The following is a 24,896-nucleotide window of genomic DNA, read 5'->3' as shown; positions in this document are numbered from 1 at the left end:
GAGCCATCACGCGGCCCTGCCCAGAAGACTCAGATCCCCCGTCTCCAGTTCCGACAATGCCCGGGCCTGGCTTAGCTGCCGGTAGACGGCAGGCCAGTCGCCGCGGACAGCCGCCGGTCGAGCCACTCTCAAGGGCAATTCCGGTGAATGAACGGGACACCCGGTTCCATGCATGAGGGCGCCCGGCGAGAACTGCACTTGCCGGGCGCCCCTCGAAATTCGGTTGATAAAGAGGCTATCGGTTGCTTGCCTTTGGCACTCCCATCCCCGGGTCGACTTGGTAGGGGCCGGCAGCGGATGGTCGTACATCAAAGTCGAAGACCGCTGTCGGAATGTAGACCGTGGAACAGGAATTGGGGATGTCCACAACGCCGGAGAGGCGCCCCTCAATGGGGACGGCACCGAGGATAACGTATGCCTGCTCCGGGCTGTAACCGAATTTGCTTAGGTAGTCGATGGCGTGAAGACATGCCCGCTGATAGGAGAGGTGCGAGTCAAGGTAGCGCTGTTCACCGTCCAGGGTCACCGAGGTGCCGGAGAACGCCAGCCACTGACTGAACTGCGGGTCGACGTGGCCGGGCATGAAGATGGCATTTTCGCTCACTCCGTAAGTTTCCATGCCGCCCTTGATCAGGTCCACCCTGAGATCCAAGAACCCGCCCATCTCGATGGCGCCGCAGAAAGTGATCTCTCCATCTCCTTGCGAGAAGTGCAGGTCACCCATGGACAGATTGGCTCCGTCCACGAACACGGGGTAGAAGATGCGTGTGCCCTTGGACATGTTCTTGATGTCCTGGTTTCCACCGTTTTCACGTGGAGGCGCGGTCCTGGCCGCTTCTGCCGCCACCCTGTCGAATTCCGACGGCGCAAGGTGTCCGAGGACCGCATGTGCGGCCTCGGGCGGAAGTGCCAGGGGTGGCACGCGGTTGGGGTTGGTGGCTATAAGATCGCCTTCGCGCTTGTTCCACTTTGCCAGCAGCTGGGCTGAGGGGGCCGTTCCCATCAGCCCGGGGTGGATCAGCCCGGTAAACGAAACACCCGGTACGTGCCGGGAAGTTGCGATTTGGCCGGTGAAGTCCCAAATGGCTTTGTATGCGTCTGGAAATTGTTCAGTGAGAAATCCGCCTCCGTTGCTGGTGGCGAAGATGCCGGTGTAGCCCCAGCCCTGTCCGGCCAGGGGTCCGGAATCCTCCTGCGGGATCGGGCCGACGTCCAGGATGTCAACGACCAGCAGGTCACCGGGTTTGGCGCCTTCGACAGCGAAGGGTCCGCTGAGTTTGTGCACCGTCAGCAGCGGGGCGTTAAGGATATCTTCCGCGGAGTCATCGTTCACGATCGCCCCGTCGAACCATTCGCGGCAGTCGACCCGGAATGATTCTCCTGGTTTGACCGTTGCGACTGGCGGAATGTCAGGGTGCCATCGGTTATGGCCGATCTTTTCCTGATCCTCGAACTTCTTGCTGGAGTCCAGGGAAAATATCTTTGCTGGCATTTCATCTCCTTTGAAGGGTGCCGCTTCCGGGCTGTTAGGGTCGCGGCAATTTCCGATGTAACGGGTTGGATGAATATGACTGGACACGACGGGGGGTGCCTGGAATCTGCGAGTTCACAATCTCAGGTTCGGATGCACTGCGCTGAGTAGAGTCAATGAGCCGGAACGCCGGGGAACCCGCCTTGGATAGATGCGGTGCACTGATCATCCTGCGGGCTGGTTTGCCGCAGGATGGGCATGCCAGTGAATCCGGAGCCTCCCCGATCCGGTGGGATGCTTCGAAGGGCGAGTCGTCGGGGCATCGGTACTCATAGATGGCCATGGAATGGTTCCTCTCTGCCCCGGGGCAACTGTGTCAAGCGGCCTGGACCGCGTTCGCGGCTGGACCGCGTTGAGCGCTGCTTCGCATCGACTTCCGTCCCAGGAGGAATGCAGCCGCCAGCGAGACGGCGGCCACTGCCGCGACCAATACCGCGAGTGTGTTGTTGGTCTCGTAGCGGTCGAGCAGCAGGAAGAACGCCGGGATGGTGCCAGTCAGATGACTGATGAACACTGTGAACCAGCCCGTCATCTTGGTCAGGGATGATTTGTTCAGCCCCAGAAGAAGGAAGAAAAGGAACCAGAGTACAGCCCACACCCACCAGATGACGCCAAAGACCGGATCGGCTACCAAGCTGAATTGCAGGTACCCGACGACAACTGCGCAAGCGGCAACGAAGAGCGAAAACCATCCAAGGCCTTCGCCGCTGATGCCTGTCATCTGAAGCACGCCGACATACAAATAGGTGAAGCCAAAAAGATACAGCCCGGCGGCGCCAAAGATTACCGACGGGTTGCCATTGGCTTGAATAATGATGATTGTGGGGAAGACCACTTGCATGGTTCCCACTAAGAAATTAAGGATAGCGGCCGACTTGCCCGGGATGACACCGACGAGCATCAGTCCGTTGATGAATAGAACTGCTCCTACGTAAAGCAAACCCACGCTGCCCATGTCAGCTCCATCGACATATGAATAAAAAGTGCAGTACTGGAATTCCCCGCAGTTGTGGCGGGCGACAGGGACGCATTTGCCCGCCTGCCCCTGAGATCGGTATACGCCTAAAGGATGGCCGTCGCCTGCGCCCCGGTATAGGGACTTTAGGCCTACACCGGGGCAGGGAGCGCGGGGAGAAGCTACGCGACCGGCACCGGCAGAGAATCCCGGGTTACAGGAGCCTGCCCAGGCCTAAGCCGGTGGCGGCGGCCGCTAAAGACAGGATCAGTGTTCCCAGGCTATAGACGACGGCCAGACCGCTGCGCCGGGACTGAATCAGTCGGATGGTTTCTACGCTGGCAGTGCTGAACGTGGTGTATCCGCCCAGGAAACCCGTGCCGAGAATGGTCTGCCATTCCGCCGGAACCCGGGCGGTCAACACCGCGCCGGCGAGCACACCCAGCAGGAAAGAGCCGCCCACGTTGATAGCCATCGTTGACAGGGGCAATGGAGTCGGCACTTTGGGCCTCACGACACTGTCAAGAATGAATCGCGTCCCGGCCCCGGCAGCGCCGGCCAGAGTCAGCAGAAGTATGGTCATGGATTCTCCTCCTTGAGAAGGTCCCGATTTCGGGGAGTCTTCGTTTCCGAAGCAGCGCGGCGCGCGAGAGTCCTCCTGTCGAACGACGCGCCGCACCAGATCCCGGCCCAGCTGGCGAGTGCGCCGCCGAAAAGGCTCAGAGCCAAGTACAGCGCTGCACTCGAGTTGTCTTCCAGCGCCACAAGCAGCACCGATTCGAGCGCCAGAGCACTGTAGGTCGTGAAACCGCCAAGGAAACCTGTGCCGAGCAGAAGCCGAAGGCTACGTCGTATGCCAACGTCTGGTCCGCGGCGGTGGAGCGCCTCCAGCAGTGCTCCGAGGGCCAAGGCCCCTGACAAATTGATGAGCAGCGTGGCGAGCGGCCATCCGGACGGGGCCGGAACCGCCTCCTCAAGCCCATGACGCGACAGAACGCCGGCTCCTCCGCCAAACATGACCAGCGCGATATAGGAAGCTCTCAGGCCGTATCGCTCTGGCTTCCTTGGTAAGGGAACGGCGGCCTGCGCGCCGAACCCATCCACGGGACCTGCCCCGCCGGCACTCATCAGGGAATCCGCTCCGCCTGGAACCAGTGCTGCGGAATCACGGAACCGGCCCAAGGACTGAAGCGGTTGCCCCGAAAGTGATCTCCTTCCGGCCGGAATCCAGGCCGGCACTGCATGCCCAGCGGACGGTTTCGAGGCGCACTGGCACGGACTTTGCCGTGGGCGTCCCGCTCACATCTGCCACGAAATCCAGCGGCGCCAGAAGGTTTGTTTTCGGGCAGCGGGCGGCGGCACATCCCACCGGCGTCAAGGCCACCGTGCGGAAGTTCTCTGCGCTTCGTTCCACGTCGTCGCGGGGCTGGGACCGTATCCACCCCCGTCCCACCGGGCAGGCCCATCGGCAGCATGCCTCGTGCCTGGAAAAGCGCTCGGTCCCCGCCGATGCGGATGGGCAAGTAGTCGTCGGCCAGATGGTTCGCCCTGCCCGCAGGTCCGCGCACAGTCCGCGGATTACAGCATTCCAGCCAGCCGGCTTCCGGAGACGGGTTGATCACCACAGTAATGGCGCCGTCCTGCTTAGCCTTCTCCCGTGCGGTGAGCATACGTGGTTGATCACCGCCCGGGGCCCGTCCGGCGATCAGAATCAGTTCTTGATGGCGACGGTCCTCCAGACTGACCAAGCCCTTGCCGACGCCGAGGGCTGCTGTCAGGTCGTTACCGCCGGACTCCTGGCACATCTTGAAACAGTCCGTCAGGCTGTTGGTGCCGAGGCCCGGGACCAACAACTGGCAGCCAAACGCGGCCTCGCTGGAGGTCCGGCCTGAAGTGTAGAAGATCGCCCCATCCGGGCCGTGCAGGCCGCGCAGCTGCTCCTCAATAGCACCAAAGGCTTCATCCCAGCTGACCGGGCGGTAGTCGGTGGCGCCGCCGTCCTGCATTGAATGCTGGCCCTGCCTCGGTGCCTCTTCCGCCATGCTGGTCACATCCGCCCGGCCACAATTGACATTCGCCTAGACTGCTTGTCCTGCCATCTTAGAAACTGTGTGGCTCTGAGGGAACTGCAGCCACATCTGCCAACGGGCGGTAAACAAAGAATTGGTTCAAGCTGCGGCGTGGAACGCCACAGCCCAAGGAAATGTCCCCCTCGCCGCCCACAACATGCCGGGACCTTCACCCTGCATCACAGCGGCAGACCTCTGTGAGGAGGCGGCATCCCAAGACTCAATCGCTAGCGGAGCAGCTGGAGCCGCTGCCCGTCGCGGCCCTTGAACCCGGTACAGCGGTGTGAGCAGCGCGTCCTGCAGCTCCGCTAATGCCTTCGGGGACGTCTAGGTCAACGTCCATGGCCAGCAATGCCCGGCTGAAGAAGTTTCGGGCGACCGCAGCCACGGTGACGTCGGCGATCCCTCGGGCGCTGAAACCGAAGCCGCGCAGTCGCGGCGCGTCTCTTTCGGCCGCATCTGTGGGACTCCAAGACGAGGTAGGCCTCCGGGTTCAGGCTCATGGCCTTTGTGTGGCTCGGCACTGACTCTCCTGGTACTGGAGGCCGCGATTCTGACTCATTTTGGCCGTCGGTCTAGCGCCTGTAAATGAATCACCCGACCACCGCAAATGATCTCGGAAGAGACTGAACGATCTGCAAATCGGTGATCACCGCTGACGCTCCGCTTTCGGGGCGTGCTCAGCATCAGCCACTCGATGCTGTTACTACAGCACGCCTTGGTTCTATCAGTGCGACAACAGCCGTGGCATGATTCCTGCCGATTGCGCCGCTGATGCGGTGACCGGGCGTGGGAGGATCGAGCCATGGAAAACTCCCCCGAGGTCCTCCGTTATGCGGCCTTTTCCACGACGCCGGACGGCGGCAATCCTGCCGGGCTGGTCCTGGATGCCCGCCACCTGGATGAAGCCGGGATGCTGGCGGTGGCAGCCGCAGTCGGGTATGCCGAAACGGCCTTTGTGACCGAGCAGGGCGTCGACGGCGACCCGCGACGGAGCCGGGTTCGGTACTTTTCGCCGATCGCCGAGGTGCCGTTCTGTGGCCATGCGACGATTGCCCTGGCCGTGGCGTTGAGCGCTCGCGACGGGGCGGGATCCTTCACCTTCGACACCCCTGTCGGCCCGGTCGTCATCGAGACAGCAGGCGAAGGCACCGACATCACCGCATCGTTTACTGCCGTTGAGCCGCGGCTGGCCGAATTCGACGACGCCGTCCTGGCTGAACTGCTCGGATTGCTCGGCGTCGGGCCGGGCGATCTCAATCCGGCCTATCCGCCGCGGATCGCGTATTCGGGAAACTGGCATCCGGTGCTGGTCTTCGCCGACCGTACCCTTTTCGATTCCTTTGGCTTCGATCCGGATGCAGTGCGCCGCCTTATGGACGAACAAGGCTGGGCCGCAACGGTGACCGTCCTGCACCGGACTGCAGAGGGCGAATTCGAAGCCCGGAATCTGTTCCCGGTGGGCGCCATCACGGAGGACCCTGCAACAGGGGCCGCCGCGGCCGCGGTCGGCGCCTACCTGCGCATCCTGGGACTGGTCGAGCCCCCGTCGAGGGTCCTGATCCACCAGGGACGGCACGTCGGCCGGCCGGGCCTACTCACCGTGGACATTCCCGCTGCCGGCGGAATAGTGGTCAGCGGCACGGCCGTCCGGATCCCCGTCCCCTAGGGGCACAGATGCTTGTGATCGAACGGGGTGGGTGTCGCGGGGTTGACGGCGTTGTGGAGGCGGTCGACTCAGCGGCCACGGTGCCCCAACTGGTCGGTGCGGGTGGCGTGCGTCCCGCGGGAACGCACGCCGGTTCACGTCAACGGGCTGCCCGCCACCGTATAATCTGAGCATGCCGATCACGCGCCTCGACCGAGGCTTCCATGCCCTGCAGTCCCCCCTCGAGCAGTGCGGGAGCGTTCTGTGAGCGGCGGTCTCGTCGCGCTGCTGGATGACGTCGCAGCCCTGGTCCGCATAGCGGCCGCCTCGGTGGACGACGTCGCTGCCGGGGCGGCGAAGGCGGGAGCCAAGGCCGCCGGTGTGGTGATCGACGACGCCGCCGTTACCCCGCAGTACGTCTCGGGGGCGGACCCGTCCCGCGAACTGCCTATGATCAGGCGGATCTTCTGGGGCTCGCTCCGGAACAAGCTTTTCATCATCCTGCCGGCGCTGCTGCTCATCAGCGCCTTCATCCCGGGGGTTATCCCATTCATCCTCATGGCGGGCGGCACCTACCTCTGCTACGAGGGTGCCGAAAAGGTCTGGCACAAGTTCCGCGGCCACCACGAGGCCGACGAAGAGAAGCCGGCGGTCGAACGGGGTCCGGAGGCGGAGGCTAAGGTCACCAAGGGCGCCATCACCACCGACTTCATCCTGTCCTGCGAGATTATGGTCATCTCGATGAACGAGGTGGCCGACGAGTCCTTGTTGGCCCGGGCGCTCATTCTGTTCGTCGTCGCGGTCCTGATCACGGTGCTCGTCTACGGAGCCGTCGCACTCATTGTCAAGATGGACGACATCGGCCTGCACCTGGCCGCCAAGGACTCCGCGGGCTCCCAGCGATTCGGCGAATTGCTCGTCAAGGGGATGCCCTCAGTGCTCGCCGCAATCACCCTCGTCGGGACAATCGCCATGCTTTGGGTCGGTGGCCACATCATGCTGCAGGGAGCATACGACCTCGGCTGGCACGCGCCCTATGACTTCGTCCATGTCCTCGAGGCCCCTTTCGCGGGGATCCCGGTGGCGGGCGGCTTCCTGGCCTGGCTCGTGAACACCCTGTGCTCGGCCGTCCTCGGCCTCGCCTGGGGCCTCATCGTCATGGCTGTCGTGGGCCCGCTGCTGAAAGTGCTGCCGTTCGGCAAAAAGAAGGGCGGGCACGAAGCGGGCGACGTCCGCGCCGATGTCGCCGGCTCTCAGCCGACGAAACGTAGCTCCGATCCCGCCTCCTAAGCTTTAACTTTCAGACGCCCCATCCCCGTCCCGGCCCAGCCTAGCCGCCAAGCGCCCTTGCCCCAGCCGTTGCGATTCTCCTATCGCACGCCTTGCACTTCTCCCTCTCAGACGCTGGCTGACGGTGACTTCTTGGAGGTTGGCACCATGAATCAGTGGTTCAGTTCTTGGGGTTCAAAACAAGGGCCGCACCACGGCGTAATGCCTGACAGTGCGGCCCTCGTTCTTCTGCCACGCTAGGACAGCTGGGCGGAGAATTTCTCGGCAGTCATCGGGGTGGAGAACATCAAATTGATGCCCCCCAGCAAAAAGCCCTGCACCCCGAAGGGTGCAGGGCACTTTCGCCTGCAGGTCAGAAGTCCCAGTCGTCATCCTCAGTATTGACAGCCTTACCAATGACATAAGAAGACCCTGACCCCGAGAAGAAGTCGTGGTTCTCATCAGCGTTCGGCGACAGGGCCGAGAGGATGGCCGGGTTCACATCGGTGACGGAGGCCGGGAACATGGCCTCGTAGCCGAGGTTCATCAGCGCCTTGTTGGCGTTGTAGTGCAGGAACTTCTTGACATCCTCGGCCAGGCCGACGGAGTCGTAGAGGTCGTGCGTGTACTGGACCTCGTTCTCGTACAGCTCGAAGAGCAGTTCGAAGGTGTAGTCCTTGATCTCCTGCTTGCGCTCCTCGGACAGGCCTTCCAGGCCCTTCTGGAACTTATAGCCGATGTAGTAGCCATGCACGGCCTCATCGCGGATGATCAGGCGGATCAGGTCAGCCGTGTTCGTCAGCTTGGCCCGTGAGGACCAGTACATCGGAAGGTAGAAGCCCGAGTAGAACAGGAAGCTCTCCAGCAGCGTCGAGGCCACCTTGCGCTTCAGGGGATCGTCGCCCTGGTAGTAGTCCATGACGATCTGGGCCTTCTTCTGAAGGTTTGCATTCTCGGTGGACCAGCGGAATGCCTCGTCGATCTCCTTGGTGGAGGCCAGCGTGGAGAAGATGGAGGAGTAGCTCTTGGCGTGCACGGACTCCATGAAGGCGATGTTCGTGTAGACGGCCTCTTCATGCGGGGTGATCGCGTCCGGAATTAGCGAGACGGCGCCGACGGTGCCCTGGATGGTGTCCAGCAGTGTCAGGCCGGTGAACACGCGCATTGTGAGCTGCTGCTCGTCCGGGGTCAGCGTCGCCCACGACTGGACGTCGTTGGACAGCGGGATCTTCTCCGGCAGCCAGAAGTTGTTTACCAGGCGGTTCCAGACGTCAACGTCCTTCTCGTCCTGGATGCGGTTCCAGTTGATCGCGTCAACATGGGTGAGAAGCTTTACTTTTGCTGTCATGACTCCGACTCGCTTTCTGAAGAGAGACTGGGTTTGGCTGAGTCCTCGACGCAGAAGCTGCAGTCGGCTTTCTCGATGCCTTTGTTGGTGTGATGTCTGGTGTGGGCGCTGCGCTGGCTGGAAGGCATCGGACGGCCCTTCCGTACTGCTGACATTTTCGCACGGGTTTCCGCACTTGCCTTCTTCCCGAAGTTCGGGTTGCCCTCCCCCGTTCTCGCCTCTGACAGCGCCTTGCGGGCAGCCTCTGTCATCGAGTGGCCGAACCCCGGATGCTCGGGTCCAAACTTTTCGAAGTTCGGGTTGTCCGCGCCGGAATACGTTCCCTTGCGTTCCTCCGCCCACTTCTGCCGCTGCTCCAAGCTGTGTTTCGCCCCGTAGAAGGGGTTCTCCGCTCCTGGCCGGCTTAGCCCCTTGCGACCCGTGCTCCTGATGCGCGCGGCTTCACGCTGCTCTTCCGTCCATACAACGCCGGTCGGCCCCAGACCGCCATCCGCAAGATTCAGCAGCCGGTCCCCCTCGCGTCGCAGGTAGCTGATCCACTCGACTTCGGCCTGCCCCAGTTCGGGCAACCCCTCAATCCAGTCCAACTCATCTGCGATGACGTCCGACGGGTCGTGCTTCCGAAGCCAATCGTAGAAGGGCGTTTTGCGCCCCTCTGCGGCGACTCGGAGGTGTTGATGGAAACGACGACTGGCCGTCTTGGTGGTGATACCGATGTACCTGTACTCGAACTCCCGCCGAAGCCGGATGCCGTAGACCAAGCCGCCCACCGCCGTCGTCGTTTCCATCATTTCATCCCCTAATGAAAATCAACCTATTTCAGTTGATTACAACATACACGAGACACAATTTTCCACCTCAGTCCCTTCCAGCGCGAGCTGGCGGAGGCGGATGTAGTAGATGGTCTTGATGCCCTTTTTCCAGGCGTAGATCTGGGCCTTGTTGATGTCGCGCGTGGTGGCGGTGTCCTTGAAGAACAGCGTCAGGGACAGGCCCTGGTCCACGTGCTGGGTGGCGGCGGCGTAGGTGTCGATGACCTTCTCGTAGCCGATCTCGTACGCGTCCTGGTAGTACTCCAGGTTGTCGTTCGTCAGGTACGGCGCCGGGTAGTACACGCGGCCCAGCTTGCCTTCCTTGCGGATCTCGATCTTGGACGCCACCGGGTGGATCGAGGAGGTGGAGTTGTTGATGTAGGAGATCGAGCCCGTCGGCGGAACGGCCTGCAGGTTCTGGTTGTAGATGCCGTGCTCCATGACGGACGCCTTCAGCTCGCGCCAGTCATCCTGCGTGGGGATGTGGATGTTCTGGAACAGCTCCGCGACCTTGGCGGTCTGCGGGACCCATTCCCGGTCCGTGTACTTGTCGAAGAACTCACCCGAGGCGTACTTGGACTTCTCGAAGCCGCCGAAGGTCTGGCCGGTCTGGATGGCCAGCTTGTTGGAGGCGCGGACCGCGTGGAACACCACCGAATAGAAGTAGATGTTGGTGAAGTCAATGCCTTCTTCGGAGCCGTAGTGCACCCGCTCGCGGGCCAGGTAGCCGTGCAGGTTCATCTGGCCAAGGCCGATGGCATGGCTCTGGTCGTTGCCGCGGGCGATCGAGGGCACCGAGGTGATGTTGGACATGTCCGAAACAGCCGAGAGCGAGCGGATGGCCGTCTCGATGGTCAGGCCGAAGTCCGGAGAGTCCATGGCCTTGGCGATGTTCAGCGAACCCAGGTTGCAGGAGATGTCCTTGCCGGTCTGGTCGTAGGACAGGTCATCGTGGTACGTGGTGGGCTGGGAGACCTGGAGGATCTCCGAGCACAGGTTGGACATGATGATCTTGCCGTCGATCGGGTTTTCCCGGTTCACGGTGTCCTCGAACATGATGTACGGGTAGCCGGATTCGAACTGGATCTCGGCGAGGGTCTGGAAGAACTCGCGCGCCTTGATCTTGGTCTTCTTGATCCGGGAATCGTCCACCATCTCGTAGTACTTCTCGGTGACCGAGACGTCGGAGAACGGCATCCCGTAGACGCGTTCGACGTCGTACGGCGAGAACAGGTACATGTCCTCGTCCTTCTTGGCCAGCTCGAAGGTGATGTCCGGGATCACGACGCCGAGCGAGAGGGTCTTGATGCGGATCTTCTCGTCGGCGTTCTCGCGCTTGGTGTCCAGGAAGCGGTAGATGTCCGGGTGGTGGGCGTGCAGGTACACCGCGCCGGCACCCTGGCGGGCACCGAGCTGGTTGGCGTAGGAGAAGCTGTCCTCGAGGAGCTTCATCACGGGGATGACGCCGGAGGACTGGTTCTCGATCTGCTTGATCGGCGCGCCGACCTCGCGGATGTTGGTCAGTGCGAAGGCCACGCCGCCGCCGCGCTTGGAGAGCTGCAGGGCGGAGTTGATGGAACGGCCGATCGACTCCATGTTGTCTTCGATGCGGAGCAGGAAGCAGGAGACCAGCTCGCCGCGCTGGCGCTTGCCGGCGTTGAGGAAGGTCGGGGTGGCCGGCTGGAAGCGGCCCTCGATGATCTCATCGACCATCTGCAGCGCGAGCTGCTCGTCGCCGCGGGCCAGGTGCAGGGCCACCATGCAGACGCGGTCCTCGTAGCGCTCCAGGAAACGCTTTCCGTCGAAGGTTTTCAGCGTGTAGGAGGTGTAGAACTTGAAAGCGCCCAGGAACGTCTCGAAGCGGAACTTCTTCTTGTACGCGCGGTTGTAGAGATCGCGGATGAAGTTCATCGTGTACTGGTCGAGGGTCTCGCGCTCGTAGTACTCGTTCTTGACGAGGTAGTCGAGCTTTTCCTCGAGGTCGTGGAAGAACACGGTGTTGTTGTTCACGTGCTGCAGGAAGTACTGGTGCGCGGCCTCGCGGTCAGCCTCGAACTGGATCTCCCCGTTCGGGCCGTAGAGGTTCAGCATGGCGTTGAGCTCGTGGTAGCCCAGGCCCTGGAAGGCCGCCGGCATGACCGGCTTCTCACCGGGGACGGTGTGCTTCTCGACGGCTACTTCTGTTCTTGCGACAGTCGTGTCCAAAATTCTTCCAATCCTTGTTGTACACGGCTGACGTCTTCCGGCGTCCCCATGAGTTCGAATCGATATAGGTGCGGGACCTGGCATTTGGCGGCGATGATGTCGCCCGCCATGCAGTAGTTGTCCCCAAAGTTCGTGTTCCCCGCCCCGATCACGCCCCGGAGCTGTTGCCGGTTGCGCGGATCGTTCAGGAAGCGGATGACCTGCTTCGGAACGGATCCTTCTCCCCCGGTGCCGCCGTAGGTGGGAAGCACCAGCACGTAGGGTTCGGTGGCCACGAGCGCGGGTTCCCGCCCATGGAGCGGGATCCGGGCCGCGTCGACGCCGAGCTTCCGAATGAAGCGTGCGGTGTTCTCCGAGGAGGAGGAGAAGTAAATGAGGTTGCTGCCGGTGGTCCGGGGAGCGTTTGAGTTCGGAGCGTCTGAGGTCCGGGCGTCTGCCGTCACCGCCCCGGCGCCGGCTGTCGGCGTCGTGGCGGCTGGTGCCAGTGCCATGGACTCGCTCACCTCATCTGACGTGGTTTTTGCTCGAAGCGGTTCAGGCTACGGCGACGGCGTAGGCCTGCGCCAGTTCTTCGATCTTGTCGGGGCGGAAACCGGACCAGTGGTCCTGGTCGGTGACGACAACCGGGGCCTGCATGTAGCCGAGGGCCTTCAGGCGCTCGAGGGCATCCGCATCCTGCGAGATGTCGACGCTCTGGTAGGTGATGCCCTTCTTATCCAGCGCGCGGTATGTCGCGTTGCACTGAACACAGGCCGGCTTCGTGTAAACCGTTACGGTCATGGTCCCTGTCCCCTTTGTTGAAGTCTTTGGTACTGCGAAATGTGTACTGCCCTGGAGCTGCGGCTGTTGAGCTGAGTCTCGGGTGCCAGTGGTCCGGGCGGGCCTCTCCGGGACAGGAATCCTGATCCGATACTGGCCTTGCCTAACGAGCACTGCTGCTCCGCTGGAACTGTATGTCGATACTACATGTAGTGCAAGAGCCCGATGTGGACCCCAAGATGATGTATTACAAGTATGTCATTTTATGCACCGACAGTCCACAGGCAGGGCGCCTCAAAATGTCCGTATTTCCGGCGTTTTGCCGGACGAAATCCACAGGCTGTGGAGTACCTTTGCACAATTAACTCCCCTGCGTGTCGTCCGGAAGACGGCGTGTCGCGTCCCGGACCTACAGCGGTCCGGTGTGCGGCAAACCACTAGATGTGGTGTCCGGTAACACGCGGAAGGCGGGCACCCAGGGGTGCCCGCCTTCCGGAGCGTGAGGCGCCTAACAGCTGCCGCTGTGGGGGCAGCTATCGCTGCCTACCCGTCGGCCTCCGGCCTGCTGCAGAGGATCTGCTCCACGCCCGTCCGGCGTTCGGTGAAGCTGCGCAGCGCGCCCACGAGGTAGAGCCGCCAGACCCGGGCTATCTCCTCGCCCATCATTGCGACGGCGGCCGCATGGTTCTCCTCGAACCTCGCGTACCAGGCCTCGAGGGTCAGTACGTAGTCCCGGCGCATGCCCTGCACGCCCTCGACCTCCAGGCCGGCGTCCTCCAGGAAGCCCAGCGTTTCCCCCACCGGCCGCATGTGCATGTCCGGGGCGATGAAGGATTCGATGAACGGCCCGCCGCCGGGGTGTTTGCCGCACCGGGACATCTGCTGGACCAGCACGCGGCCGCCGGGCGTGACGTTGGTGAACAGCGCGGTGGCGTAGAGCGGGTAGTTCCGCTGGCCGACGTGTTCGCCCATCTCCAGGGAGGCGACGGCGTCGAATGGCCCGTCCGGGATTTCCCGGTAGTCCTGGATCCGGATCTCCACGTGCCCTTCGAGGCCGCGGTCGCGGATGCGGGCGTCGATGAACGCTTTCTGTTCGCCGGACAGGGTGACGCCGACCACCTCTGCACCGTAGTGCTGCGCGGCGTGCAGGCTCAGCGATCCCCAGCCGCAGCCCACGTCCAGCAGCCGCATCCCCGGTTTGAGGCCGATTTTGCGGCAGACCAGGTCCAGTTTGTCCCGCTGCGCGTCCTCAAGACCGTAGCCCTGCGCAGCGTCCGCCCGCGGGCCCGTCCAGTACCCGCTGGAGTAGGCCATCTGCGGATCCAGGATCAGCGCGTAGAAATCGTTGCTGAGGTCATAGTGGTGGCTGATCGCAGCGCGGTCGCGGATCAGGCTGTGCAGCCTGCCCTTGACCCTGGCCTGGCTGGCCGGCGGCGGGGGCGGCGCCCCGAGCGCCCCCGCGGCGCGGGCAATCCGCGCAACGCCGGCCAGCACCGCAGGGGTGGGGCGGACGCCGGAGAGGCCCCGGTCCCGGACCACCTTCCAGAGGTGCTCGAGCACGGAGTTGAGGTCGCCGTCGACGTCCAGGTCCCCGGTGACGTAGGCCTGGGCGGCGCCGAGCTCCCCGGGCGCCCATAGCAGCCGCCGGACGGCGTCCGGTGAGTTCAGCCGGACCACCGGAGCGCCGGCGGGGCCGGCCTCGCTGCCGTCCCAGACCACGAGCCGGACCGGGAGGTCCCCGCCGGCCAGCGGCCGCAGGACCTCCTCGATCAGCGCCGCAAGCGGCGCCGTCATGCGCCGGATCCGCTGGCAGCCTCGCCTGCTGTCCCGCGGTCCAGCACGATCTGCTGCACGTCGAGGTAGCCGGTCTCGAAGCCCGCGCGGGAGTAGCAGAGGTAGAACAGCCACATGCGCTGGAAGATTTCGTCGAAGCCCAGTGCCTGGACGTCGGCGGAGCGGGCCATGAAGCGCTCCTCCCAGAGCCGCAGCGTCTGGGCGTAGTGCTCCCCCATCGCGAGGCGTTCGCGCACCCGCAGTCCGGTCTGCTTCTCCGTGATGTCCTCGATGGCCCGCACGGAGGGAATGACGCCGCCCGGGAAGATGTACTTGTGCACCCAGGTGTAGCTGGAGCGGGTGGCCAGCAGCCGGTCGTGCGCGATGGTGATGGCCTGGATGGCGACCTTCCCGCCCGGGGCCAGGACCCGTTCGATCGTCTGGAAGTAGGTGGCCCAGTACTCGAAGCCCACGGCCTCGATCATCTCCACGGACACGACGGCGTCGTACTCGCCCTCCACCGCGCGGTAGTCCTTGAGCTCGATCGTGACGGCATCGGTGTAGCCGGCGTCGGCAACGCGCTTGCGGGCCAGTTCCTGCTGCTCGCTGGAGAGGGTGACGGAGTAGACGGTGGCGCCGCGCTGGGCGGCGCGGAGGGCAAGCTCGCCCCAGCCGGTGCCGATTTCCAGCACCCGGGTGCCGGCACCGACGCCGGCTTTGTCCAGCAGGCGGTCGATCTTGGCCTGCTGCGCGGCGGCCAGGCCGTTCCAGGCGACGCCCGTCAGCGCCTCGCCGGACTCCGGGAAGATCGCGCTGGAGTAGGTCATGGTGTCGTCGAGGAAGGTGCCGAAGAGCTCGTTGGAGAGGTCGTAGTGCCGGGAGATGTTCGAGCGGGTGTTCTGCTCGGTGTTGCGTTCCTTCCGCGGCTGGCGCGGCAGGTAGAGCGCTCGGAGTTTCTGCAGCGGCTCCGGCACCAGCGTTCCCACGCGGGCGGCAAAGACCTCCATGACGGCGGTGAGGTCATCGGCGTCCCACTCTCCGGCCATAAACGACTCCCCCAGGCCGATCAGGCCGCCGTCGCCGAGCCGGGCCGCGAACGCCTCGGGACGGTTCAGGGTCATCACGGGGTGGCTCTGCCCGGGGGTGGCCGGCTTGCCCAGGACGGTGCCGTCCGGGTAGCGGACCTCCAGCGGCAGCCGGCGGACCGCGGCCTTGAAGATGGCCTCGGCAACCCGGCCGGCCACGGCGACCTTCAGTCCGGAGGGGACGGTGGCGACGCTGGGCCAGATGCCGGCGTCGACCACGGCGGGCGGCTGCGGGACGATGTAGGGGGCTGCGGCCTCATTGGCCCGGCGTGCAGCGCCGGATCCGGTCGCGTCGGTCATAGTCACTGGACTGCCTCCTGTGAAGGGTGGTGTGGTCGTTTGATGAGGGGCAGCCGGCGTGCCCACAGCTTGATTCCCTGCCAGCGGATCTGCGCCGAGACGCGCAGGGGTGACAGCGGGACCGCGAGCGCCGTGGCGAGGATGTTCCGCACGGTGGCGTGGTGGCGTTCGCCGTCCACGCTGGCGATGAAGGGCTGCTGCCCCTCGCGCTCGAGGACGATCGAGACGGCGAGCCGGTCGCCGGGTTCCGGCAGTTTCATGCGGTACTGGCCCTCGACGTCGTTGAAGGGTGAGACGTAGAACGCCTTGGGAACGCTGGCCCGGCCGGCGTCGTCCGTTTCGAGAAGGTAGCAGTGCCGTTCGCCGTACGTGTTGTGGACCTCGGCGAGGACGCAGCGCAGTTCCCCGGCGGCGTTGTGGCACCAGAACAGGCTCAGCGGATTGAACACGTGCCCGAAGACCCGGGCGCTGGCGAGCATGGTGATCCGGCCGCCGTCGAGGTCAATCCCCCGGGTGGCCAGGAACGCCTCGACGTTGCCGCGGAGCGTGCCGGCCGGGTCGCCGAGGTGGTCCGCGGCGCTGAAGCCTGCGAGCGGGCGGAGCAGGCGGGGCAGCACGGGGAGCCGGTCGACGTCGATGTACCAGCTGTAGCTGCGGTAGGTGAACGCGTTTTTCAGCGGGGTGCGCCGCACATGCGCGATGGAGGTTCGGTAGATGGCAGCTGTGGCGCTCATGAGCCCTCCGCGGGGACGGTCTGCAGGTCCGGGTCCAGGGAAACCGTATCAAGCGCGACGCCGGCGTCGTCCCACTCGCGTCCCAGCCGCGCCGCGGCCCGGACCCCGGAGAGGGCGCCGTCCTCGTGGAAACCCCAGCCGTGGTAGGCGCCGGCGAAGGCCAGCCGGCCGTCGCCGAGCGCGAGGATCCGCTGCTGCGCCTTCAGGGAGTCAGGGGTGTACTGGGGGTGCTCGTAGACCATGCGCTCGATCACCGTATTGTCCTCAATCAGCTCGGATTCGCCCAGGCTGACAATGTAGCGCCCGCCGTCCGCCGGGGCCAGCCGCTGCAGCCGGGTCATGTCGTAGCTGACCAGGACGTTGTCCGGCCGGGCATCGCAGGAGGGCAGCCGGTAGTTCCAGGACGCCTTGGCGTTGTCGCTGGACGGCAGCACGGCGGCGTCGCGGTGGAAGACGGTGTGGTTGACCGAGTACGGCATCCCGCCGAGCGCGTCCCGCTCGGCAGCCGAGGCGTCGGTGAGCATGCCCAGGGCCTGGGCCGGGTGGGTGGCGATCACGACGGCGTCGAAGGTCTCGGTGCTGACGTCACCCTTGCCGCGGCTGATGGTGAGTTCCACACCCTCGGCGTGGCGGCGCACTCCGGTGACCGGGCTGGAGAGGCGGATGTCCGGCAGTGTGGCGGCGAGCTTGTCCACGTACGTGCGCGAGCCGCCGGTGACGGTGCGCCACTGGGGTGAGCCCGAGACGCCGAGCAGGCCGTGGTGGCCCAGGAAGGTGAAGAGGTAGCGGGCCGGGTAGGCCAGGGCGGTGGTGGGGTCGCAGGACCAGACGGCGCTGACAATCGGGGTCATGAAGTGCGAGATGAAGTAGCTGCTGAACTTCTCCCGCGCCAGGAACTCACCAAGGGTCAGCTCCGGCTCCGCAGTGATTTCCCCGGCAGCATTCTTCCCCGCTGTGTTCTCCCCGGCCGTGTTCTCCCCGGCGGGAGCGTCCTCGGCGAGCAGGGCGCGGGCCTTGCGGTAGAAGCGCATCACCTCGAGCAGCATCAGCAGGTAGCGTCCGCGCAGCAGCGTGGCGGGCCGGGGAAGGATGCCGCGGCCCTTTGCCCGGGCGCCCGCGTATTCCAGGCCGCAGCCGTCGCAGCGGACGGACATGCTCATTTCCGAGTCCTGGGTTTCAATGCCCAGTTCGGCGAAGAGCCGCAGCAGCGTGGGGTAGGTCCGTTCGTTGTGAACGATGAAGCCGGTGTCGATCCCGAGCACGGGCCCGCCAACCTGCGGCACGTCGTGGGTGTGGGCATGCCCGCCCAGCCTGGTATCGGATTCGAACAGGGTCACGGAGTCCTGCCGGTTCAGCACGTAGGCGGCGGTCAGTCCCGCCACACCGCTGCCAATCACGGCTACGCGCCGGCCCTCGGGAATCCCTGCTGCATCTGACACTGATCTGCTCCTGTTGGCTGGTACATCGATTGCCTGGATCGTCCGGGTGAATCGTCTTATGGACAATTCGTCGCGGCAGGGCCGCCGGATGTGTGCGACTTTCCACCTTTTCGTTTCGAACCAATGTGCCAGAATGAAGCGGGATTGCGGTCCCGCCTCACCGGAACCTGCGAAGGGCAGCCCCTTGATCAACCCCGTCCATCTGCGGACCCTCGTCGAAGTCACCCGGCTGGGATCCTTCGCGGCGGCCGCCACCCGGCTCGGCTACACGGCGTCGGCCGTTTCCCAGCAGATGTCCGCCCTGGAACGCGACACCGGCGTCGAGCTGTTCCAGCGCTCGGCCCGCAGCATTCAGCCCACCGAAGCGGCCCTGGTCATGACCCGGCACGCGGCCAAGGTCCTCACCGACATCGATGCGCTCATGGCGGCGGCCTCGCGCACCGGGGACACCGCCCGGCAGGAGCTCCGGCTGGGCATCTTCCCCAGCCTGGCAACCTATGTGCTGCCGCGGATCCTGGCGAACCCGGCCTGGAAGAAACTCGGCATCGACCTGCGCGTCTCCGTGGCCGAGCCTGCCCAGACCATCCAGGGCCTGCGTACCGGCGGCGAACTCGACGTCGCCCTGGTCTACCAGGTGGGCCAGTCGGGACTCGCATGGCCGCACACCGTCAAGCGGCAGTGGATCGGCGACGACGACTTCCGGGTGGTGCTGCCGGCGGCCTGGGGCATCGGCACGGGGTCGAAGGTCGCGGCGGACCACCTCTCCGACATGCCGTGGATCGTGCACCACCCCGGCACGTCCGACGCCACGGTGATCGAGCGGCTCTTCGCCAGCTGCAACCTGCACCCCCGCGTCGTGGCCTACAGCGATGACTTCCACGCGAGCCTGGAGATGGCCGCGGCCGGGCTGGGCGCGGCGCTGGTTCCTGAACTGGCCCTGCTGCACCGCCCGGCCGGCGTGGTGGTGCTCGACGTCCCCGAGATCAGGCTGGCCCGCAACGTCTTTGCCCTGCTGATCAACGAGAAGCAGACCGCCCAGGTCCAGCTCTTCGTCGAACTGCTGGCGGACACCTTCAACTCCCCGGCCCTGAAGCAGGCGGCCCCGCACCAGGGCTGAGTCAGGGTTGAGTCAGCGCTGGCGGAAACGCTTGAAGACCCCGGTCCCCAGCCCGGCGAGGGCGCTGATGATCCGGTGCTTGGTCTTGGTGTAGGGCGGGTAAATCAGGGCCAGGGTGTCCGGCCGAAACGTCTTGGCGAGGGTGGACCGCTCGTGCGAGAACGTCCGCACCGAGTGCTCCCCGTGGTAGGAGCCCATGCCACTAGCGCCCACCCCGCCGAAGGGCAGTCCCGGAACCATCAAGTGCGCGGCCGGGACATCGAAGCACAGCGCCCCCGACGAGGTTTGTTCGGCGAAGGCCCGGCGGGTACCGGCGTCGTTGCTGAACACGTACAGGGCCAGCGGTTTGGCGCCGTCGTTGATCATCCGGATGGCCTCATCCCGCCCGGCGACCGGGACCAGCGGCAGCAGCGGCCCGAAGATTTCCTCCCCCATGACGGTGTCCCCGGGGGCGGGGCGCAGCAGGGTCGGGGCGAAGTGGCGGCTGGCGGCGTCCCGCTCACCGCCGTGGACCACGGTGCTCCCGTCGGCGAGGGCGGCGATCCGTGCGAAGTGCCGGTCGTTGACAATCCGGCCGTAGGATTCGCTGCGGGAGGAGTCCGTGCCGAAGAGCGCGCCGATCGCGGTGACCAGTTCGCGTTCCAGCGGAACCAGCACCTCCTCGGTGGCCAGGATGTAGTCCGGCGCGACGCAGGTCTGCCCGGCGTTCAGAAACCGGCCCCACGCGAGCCGCTTGGCCGCCTTGGCCAGGTCGGTGGTGGAGTCCACGTAGGCCGGAGACTTTCCACCCAGTTCCAGGGTGACCGGCGTCAGGTGCTCTGCTGCGGCGCGCAGGACCACCTTGGCGGCCGCTTCCCCTCCGGTGAAGAAGATGTGGTCGAAGCGCAGCGCCAGCAGGGCGGTGGTTTCCGGGATGCCGCCCTGGACAACCTCCGCCGCGCCGGCCAGGTACTCCGGGACCCAGCGGGCCAGGGCGGCCGAGGTGGCGGGAGCGTGTTCGCTGGGCTTGAGCACCGCGGTGTTGCCGGCGGCGAGGGCGCCGGCCAGCGGCGCGAGCAGCAGCTGCAGCGGGTAGTTCCACGGGCCGATCACCAGCACCACCCCCAGCGGTGTCAGTTCCGTCCAGGCCTTGGCGGGCTGGACGGCGAGCGGCACGGCGACCGGGCGCGGCCGCAGCCAGGCCTCAAGGTTCTTCTCCAGGTGCGCTGCCTCGGCGTCGGCGAACCCGATCTCCGTCAGGAGTGCCTCCGTGGGGTGTTTGCCAAGATCGCTGGCCAGCGCCTCCGCGAAGTCAGTGCGGCGCTCGGCCAGCATCCGGCGCAGGCTGGCCAGTTGCTTCAGCCGCCAGGCCAGCGGGCGCGTGGCTCCGCTGTCGTAAATTTCACGGGCGCGGGCGACGGCGGGGGCAACAGTTTGCATCCGCTAAATGTACCGGTACCCGCCGGCCGGCCGGGTGCGGTACCGGATAAAACCTCTGGGAATGCTGGAACGGAGCGGTTTTCAGGGCTATGTTGAAGGTATGAACAAGGTAGCGAGCAAGCACTTCGGAGAGGTTGAACTCAACCACGGAAGGGACCACAGTTTCACCGCCAAGCATGAACTGGCGGGCCAGACCGTGGAGCTTGACCTGAATGTCAACGCCCATGACCGCTTCGATGAAGCAGCGATGCACAAAGTTGACTACCGGCTGCGCTTCCTGCCCGAACTCGTGGACCAGGTCCGGGAAATGATCGCCGAGGAACTGGAGCAGGACGGCACCAGCCCGCAGGAGTACCGGCACTTCCACTGCAACGCGATCAAGGACGAACACCTGAGGAAGGTCTTCGGCGTCGAGGACAAGAGCCAGCTCACCGACGCGGTCTTCCTCAAGGCGCTGAAGCTCGGCCACGTGGGCATCTTCCCCGGCCAGCCGGAGCGCTATTTCGTCCTGGACTTCACGCTCGGCCAGCACTTCACCGACGAGATCCTGGTCGCGTCAGCGGACGAGGACGGCGTCGTGGACGATGAGATCCTCTGGGAATCCTGAATCGACTGCTCCGCATCGGCCCTTTTGAGCGTTCAAAAGGGCGGTTGCTCAGCAATCGATGAGTAAATACGCACGAAGCCGGCCGGCCACCTTTTGAGGGGTGACCGGCCGGCGTCGTTAATTCAGCTGTTTGTCGGTTCAGCTGCCGGCTACTTGGCCGCTTCCAGCAGTCCGGCGCGGACCGCCTTCGTGGCGTGGACCAGGTTGCGCAGGGACTGCTCGGTCTCGGCGTAGCCTCGGGTCTTCAGCCCGCAGTCCGGGTTGACCCAGAGCTGGCGGGACGGGACGTGCTTCACGGCAGTGCTGAGCAGTTCGGTGACTTCCTGCTCGCCCGGGACGCGCGGGGAGTGGATGTCGTACACGCCCGGGCCCACGCCGCGGCCGAAGCCGTGGGACTCGAGGTCGTGCACGACCTCCATCCGGGAGCGGGCGGCCTCGATCGAGGTGACGTCGGCGTCGAGGCCGTCGATCGCGTCGATGATGGCGCCGAACTCGGAGTAGCACAGGTGCGTGTGGATCTGGGTGGCGTCCCCGGCGCCGGCGGTGGCGAGGCGGAAGGACTTCACGGACCAGTCCAGGTACGCGGCCTGGTCGGCCTTGCGCAGCGGCAGCAGCTCGCGCAGGGCGGGCTCGTCCACCTGGATGACCTTGATGCCGGCGGCTTCGAGGTCGGCGATCTCGTCCCGGAGGGCCAGTGCCACCTGGTTGGCGGTCTCGCCGAGCGGCTGGTCGTCGCGGACGAAGGACCAGGCGAGGATCGTGACCGGGCCGGTGAGCATGCCCTTCATCGGCTTGCTGGTCAGGGACTGCGCGTACCGCGCCCATTCCACCGTGATGGGGCCGCTGCGGGTGACATCGCCCCACAGGATCGAGGGGCGGGTGCAGCGGGAACCGTAGGACTGGACCCAGCCGTGCACCGTGACGTCGAAGCCTTCGAGGTTCTCGGCGAAGTACTGGACCATGTCGTTGCGCTCAGGCTCGCCGTGGACCAAAACATCGAAGCCGAGCTCTTCCTGCAGCTCCACAACGCGCTTGATCTCATCCTTCATGAGCTGCTCGTACTGTCCGGTGCTGAGCTCGCCCTTGTTGGCGCGGGCCCGGGCGGTGCGGATTTCGCCGGTCTGCGGGAACGAGCCGATGGTGGTGGTGGGCAGCGGCGGCAGGTGCAGGGCCTTGGTCTGCGCGGCCTCGCGGACGCCGTAGTCGGAGCGGCTGAAGTCGGCGCCGGTGAGGGCGGCGGTGCGGTTTCGGACCTCGGCGCGGCGGACGCCGTCGGCTGCGGCGCGGTCGGCGATGATGCGTGTGGCCTCATCGATGGCCGGCTGGACATCCCTTGACTGAACACCCGTGGCCGGGTCGGTCAGCAGGCCGGCGAGGGTGACCACCTCGGTGGCCTTCTGGTCGGCGAAGGCGAGCCAGCTGCACAGCTGCGCGGAGAGCTGGGTCTCCTCGTCGACGTCATGCGGGACGTGCGCGGTGGAGGTGGAGGTGCTGACCGCCAGCTTGGCGACCGACTTCTTCAGCTCCGCGATCTTCTCCGCGGAGGCGGCAAGATCGTTGCGCCAGATGTTGTGGCCGTCCACGACGCCGGCGACCAGGGTCTTGTTGCCCAGGGCCGCCAGGGCCGCGGCGGAGGGAACCTCGCCCTTGAAGACGTCCAGGTGCAGGGCATCGATGCCGGTCGCCGCGAGCGTGCCGAGCTGGCCGTTGAGCGCACCGTACGGAGTGGAGACGAACAGCTGCGGGCGGTTGGCGGCGGCGGAGAGCACCTCGTAGGAGCGGGCGACGGCGGCCTGGATTTCGGCGGCGGGGGTGTCCTGGTCCACCACGAGGGCGGGCTCGTCGAGCTGGACCCAGCCGGCGCCGGCGGCGGCGAGCTTCTCCAGCAGGGCGGTGTAGACCGGCAGCACGTCCTCGAGGCGGGACAGCGGGCTGAACCCGGCCGGGGCGTCGTCGGAGGCCTTGCTCAGCAGCAGGAAGGTGACCGGGCCGACGATGTACGGGCGGGTCTGGACCCCGTTGGCGAGGGCGTATTCGAATTCCTCGACGATGCGGTTGGAGGTCAGCGAGAAGTAAGTCTCCGGGCCGATCTCCGGAACGAGGTAGTGGTAGTTGGTGTCGAACCACTTGGTCATTTCCAGCGGCTGCTGGTCCTTGGTGCCGCGGGCCAGGGTGAAGTAGCCGTCGATGTCGAGCTGGCCCCCCGCGTTCAGGAGGTTGCCGAAGCGGGCGGGCACGGCGCCGAGGTGGGCGGCGGCGTCGAGCACCTGGTCGTAGTACGAGAACGTGCCGGGAACGGCGGCGGCTTCGGTCAGGCCCAGGCTTTGGAGGCGCCGGGCGGTGCCGAGTTGGATCTCCTTGGCGGCGGCGTCGAGGGCGGCGGCGTCGATCTTGCCGGCCCAGTAGGCCTCCACGGCCTTCTTGAGCTCGCGGCGGCGGCCGATGCGCGGGTAACCCAGGATCGAGGCGGACGGGAAGGGGGTGTTGCTGGCGGAAATGTTCTGTGCAGTCATGGGAAAAGTCCTAGGCGTTCGGGGGGTGGTTAGCTGGCGAGCTGGCGGCGGCCGGCCGTGCGCTGGTGGCTACTGTGCCGGTTGCCGCGTCGCGGCCGGGGGAGGGCGAGTTTGTCCAGCACATCAAGGGCGGCGGTGTGTTCGTTGAAGGTGTAGAGGTGCAGTCCGGGGGCGCCGGCGTCCAGTGCCGCATTGGCCAGGTCCACGGTGGCGCTGACCCCGATCCGGGTGCGGTCGGCGTCGGTCTCGGCGGCGGCGAGGCGTTCGATCAGGACCGGGTCCGGTTCGACGCCGGTCAGCTCGCTGAGCCGGGCGAGCCGGCGGAGGCTGGTGAGCGGCATAACGCCCGGGATGATCGGGATGGTCACGCCGGCCCGGCGTGCCCGGGTCAGCAGGTCCGCGTACTGCCCGGTGTGGAAGAAAACCTGGGTGATGGCGAAGTCGGCGCCGGAGCGCTGCTTGGCCAGCAGCACCTCGATGTCGTGCGCCTCACTCGGGGATTCCGGGTGCCGGGTGGGGTAGGCGGCGACGCCAACGGCCACCTTGCCGGCGCAGAGCAGCGCGGAGCGGCGCTGTTCGACGCGGCGGATGAGCTCGATCAGGTCCTGGGCGTAGCGCAGCGATCCCTCCGGCGGGGCGACGCCGTCTTTGGGCTGGTCACCGCGCAGGGCCAGGATGCCGCGCACGCCGACGTCCAGCAGTTCGCCGATGATATCGGCGAGCTCCTGCGGGGAGTTCCCCACACAGGTCAGGTGCGCCAGCGGCCGCAGGGTGGTTTCCTGGACAAGGCGGTTGATGAGTTCGACGGCGGTGTTCCGGTTGGAGCCGCTGGCGCCGTAGGTCACGGACACGTAGTCCGGGTCCGTGGCTTCCAGTTCGCCGATGGTGTTCCAGAGCGATTCAGCGGCCGCAGGCGACCGTGGCGGGAACAGCTCATAGGACAGCGCGACGGGTGCCGAGCCGGCAAGATTTGGATGGGTGTCAATAAGGCTTGGTGGAGACATTTGCGTCCTTGGCTGTGAACACTGACAGCTGTGCCCGAAAAACGGGCGTTGCCGGTGAATTGAGTTTGGGGAACACGGAGGAAACTCCAGCAGGGCGCAGCCGCGACTGTTACGCCTGATACGAAGTTGTCCGTGAGCAAATGTCAGGCCCACATGGGGGCACCCACACCCTCCTGGGCCGCCGTGGGGCTGGCCGTAAGCGGAGGATCGCTGACACGTTACTGAGGTAACTTGGATAGGACTCTACGTGCGGGCCGGGAGGCTGTTCAAGTCGGCTCCCGAATTAAGACGCAGGTTTACGGCATATTT

General features: G+C 65.4%; 22 protein-coding genes. 4 read left to right on the top strand and 18 right to left on the bottom strand.

Annotated features, from left to right (window positions below; all coding sequences use genetic code 11):
- Nucleotides 1–235: 235 nt before the first annotated feature.
- The 6 genes from fmdA to ACZYZ3_RS06090 form a co-directional block, all read right to left on the bottom strand.
- Nucleotides 236–1,492, bottom strand: coding sequence for a formamidase (gene fmdA, locus ACZYZ3_RS06115; RefSeq protein ID WP_463962929.1), 1,257 nt, complete (start codon nt 1,490–1,492; stop codon nt 236–238).
- A 34-nt stretch (nt 1,493–1,526) separates the two neighbouring features.
- Nucleotides 1,527–1,814, bottom strand: coding sequence for an FmdB family zinc ribbon protein (locus tag ACZYZ3_RS06110; RefSeq protein WP_463962928.1), 288 nt, complete (start codon nt 1,812–1,814; stop codon nt 1,527–1,529).
- 33 nt (nt 1,815–1,847) lie between these two features.
- On the bottom strand, nt 1,848–2,486 hold the full coding sequence (locus ACZYZ3_RS06105; RefSeq protein WP_463962927.1) for an AmiS/UreI family transporter: 639 nt from the start codon (nt 2,484–2,486) through the stop codon (nt 1,848–1,850).
- A 214-nt stretch (nt 2,487–2,700) separates the two neighbouring features.
- Nucleotides 2,701–3,069, bottom strand: coding sequence for a fluoride efflux transporter CrcB (gene crcB, locus ACZYZ3_RS06100; protein ID WP_463962926.1), 369 nt, complete (start codon nt 3,067–3,069; stop codon nt 2,701–2,703).
- Entirely contained in the window at nt 3,066–3,614 is a 549-nt protein-coding gene (locus tag ACZYZ3_RS06095) for a CrcB family protein (RefSeq protein WP_463962925.1), read from the bottom strand. Before ACZYZ3_RS06095 ends, crcB begins: the two co-directional genes overlap by 4 nt.
- Nucleotides 3,614–4,528 (bottom strand): molybdopterin-binding domain-containing protein, encoded by a 915-nt coding sequence (locus tag ACZYZ3_RS06090; protein WP_463962924.1) that lies wholly within the window; start codon nt 4,526–4,528, stop codon nt 3,614–3,616. Before ACZYZ3_RS06090 ends, ACZYZ3_RS06095 begins: the two co-directional genes overlap by 1 nt.
- A gap of 832 nt (nt 4,529–5,360) precedes the next feature.
- Here ACZYZ3_RS06090 and ACZYZ3_RS06085 point away from each other — a divergent pair.
- Nucleotides 5,361–6,224 carry a PhzF family phenazine biosynthesis protein gene (locus ACZYZ3_RS06085; protein WP_463962923.1) on the top strand — a complete coding sequence of 288 codons (864 nt, stop codon included), beginning with the start codon at nt 5,361–5,363 and terminating at the stop codon, nt 6,222–6,224.
- Nucleotides 6,225–6,467: 243 nt separating this feature from the next.
- On the top strand, nt 6,468–7,493 hold the full coding sequence (locus ACZYZ3_RS06080; protein WP_463962922.1) for a DUF808 domain-containing protein: 1,026 nt from the start codon (nt 6,468–6,470) through the stop codon (nt 7,491–7,493).
- Between the two features lie 352 nt (nt 7,494–7,845).
- On the opposite strand, the gene nrdF is transcribed toward ACZYZ3_RS06080, so the two are convergent.
- From nrdF to ACZYZ3_RS06035, 9 genes are all read right to left on the bottom strand, one after another.
- On the bottom strand, nt 7,846–8,820 hold the full coding sequence (gene nrdF, locus ACZYZ3_RS06075) for a class 1b ribonucleoside-diphosphate reductase subunit beta (RefSeq protein ID WP_282360250.1): 975 nt from the start codon (nt 8,818–8,820) through the stop codon (nt 7,846–7,848).
- Nucleotides 8,817–9,611, bottom strand: coding sequence for an NUMOD3 domain-containing DNA-binding protein (locus tag ACZYZ3_RS06070; RefSeq protein ID WP_463962921.1), 795 nt, complete (start codon nt 9,609–9,611; stop codon nt 8,817–8,819). The genes nrdF and ACZYZ3_RS06070 overlap by 4 nt, the downstream gene beginning before the upstream one ends.
- Nucleotides 9,612–9,647: 36 nt before the next feature.
- Nucleotides 9,648–11,768 (bottom strand): class 1b ribonucleoside-diphosphate reductase subunit alpha, encoded by a 2,121-nt coding sequence (gene nrdE, locus ACZYZ3_RS06065; protein WP_463962999.1) that lies wholly within the window; start codon nt 11,766–11,768, stop codon nt 9,648–9,650.
- A 38-nt stretch (nt 11,769–11,806) separates the two neighbouring features.
- Nucleotides 11,807–12,328: a class Ib ribonucleoside-diphosphate reductase assembly flavoprotein NrdI gene (gene nrdI / locus ACZYZ3_RS06060; RefSeq protein WP_463962920.1), complete on the bottom strand. Its 522-nt coding sequence runs from the start codon at nt 12,326–12,328 to the stop codon at nt 11,807–11,809.
- Nucleotides 12,329–12,371: 43 nt separating this feature from the next.
- On the bottom strand, nt 12,372–12,617 hold the full coding sequence (nrdH, locus tag ACZYZ3_RS06055) for a glutaredoxin-like protein NrdH (protein ID WP_024368364.1): 246 nt from the start codon (nt 12,615–12,617) through the stop codon (nt 12,372–12,374).
- A 522-nt stretch (nt 12,618–13,139) separates the two neighbouring features.
- On the bottom strand, nt 13,140–14,390 hold the full coding sequence (locus tag ACZYZ3_RS06050; RefSeq protein ID WP_463962919.1) for a class I SAM-dependent methyltransferase: 1,251 nt from the start codon (nt 14,388–14,390) through the stop codon (nt 13,140–13,142).
- Entirely contained in the window at nt 14,387–15,760 is a 1,374-nt protein-coding gene (locus tag ACZYZ3_RS06045) for a class I SAM-dependent methyltransferase (RefSeq protein ID WP_463962918.1), read from the bottom strand. The genes ACZYZ3_RS06050 and ACZYZ3_RS06045 overlap by 4 nt, the downstream gene beginning before the upstream one ends.
- Entirely contained in the window at nt 15,757–16,488 is a 732-nt protein-coding gene (locus ACZYZ3_RS06040) for a DUF1365 domain-containing protein (RefSeq protein WP_463962917.1), read from the bottom strand. Before ACZYZ3_RS06040 ends, ACZYZ3_RS06045 begins: the two co-directional genes overlap by 4 nt.
- Nucleotides 16,485–17,927 carry an NAD(P)/FAD-dependent oxidoreductase gene (locus ACZYZ3_RS06035; protein WP_463962916.1) on the bottom strand — a complete coding sequence of 481 codons (1,443 nt, stop codon included), beginning with the start codon at nt 17,925–17,927 and terminating at the stop codon, nt 16,485–16,487. Before ACZYZ3_RS06035 ends, ACZYZ3_RS06040 begins: the two co-directional genes overlap by 4 nt.
- Before the next feature lie 184 nt (nt 17,928–18,111).
- On the opposite strand from ACZYZ3_RS06035, the gene ACZYZ3_RS06030 reads away from it, so the two are divergent.
- Nucleotides 18,112–19,044, top strand: a complete 933-nt coding sequence (locus ACZYZ3_RS06030) for a LysR family transcriptional regulator (RefSeq protein WP_463962915.1) — start codon at nt 18,112–18,114, stop codon at nt 19,042–19,044.
- Between the two features lie 12 nt (nt 19,045–19,056).
- Here the strand turns inward: ACZYZ3_RS06030 and ACZYZ3_RS06025 are convergent, their stop codons facing one another.
- Entirely contained in the window at nt 19,057–20,463 is a 1,407-nt protein-coding gene (locus ACZYZ3_RS06025) for an aldehyde dehydrogenase family protein (RefSeq protein ID WP_463962914.1), read from the bottom strand.
- Between the two features lie 100 nt (nt 20,464–20,563).
- Here ACZYZ3_RS06025 and ACZYZ3_RS06020 point away from each other — a divergent pair, with 100 nt between their 5' ends.
- Nucleotides 20,564–21,070: a DUF2004 domain-containing protein gene (locus ACZYZ3_RS06020; protein ID WP_463962913.1), complete on the top strand. Its 507-nt coding sequence runs from the start codon at nt 20,564–20,566 to the stop codon at nt 21,068–21,070.
- Between the two features lie 149 nt (nt 21,071–21,219).
- Here the strand turns inward: ACZYZ3_RS06020 and metE are convergent, their stop codons facing one another.
- On the bottom strand, nt 21,220–23,583 hold the full coding sequence (metE, locus tag ACZYZ3_RS06015) for a 5-methyltetrahydropteroyltriglutamate--homocysteine S-methyltransferase (protein ID WP_463962912.1): 2,364 nt from the start codon (nt 23,581–23,583) through the stop codon (nt 21,220–21,222).
- Nucleotides 23,584–23,612: 29 nt separating this feature from the next.
- Complete coding sequence (locus ACZYZ3_RS06010) at nt 23,613–24,587, bottom strand: methylenetetrahydrofolate reductase (protein WP_463962911.1); 975 nt, start codon at nt 24,585–24,587, stop codon at nt 23,613–23,615.
- Between the last annotated feature and the right edge of the window lie 309 nt (nt 24,588–24,896).

The organism is Pseudarthrobacter linnaei (assembly GCF_055412825.1).
This window is presented reverse-complemented; position numbering and strand designations above follow the sequence as displayed.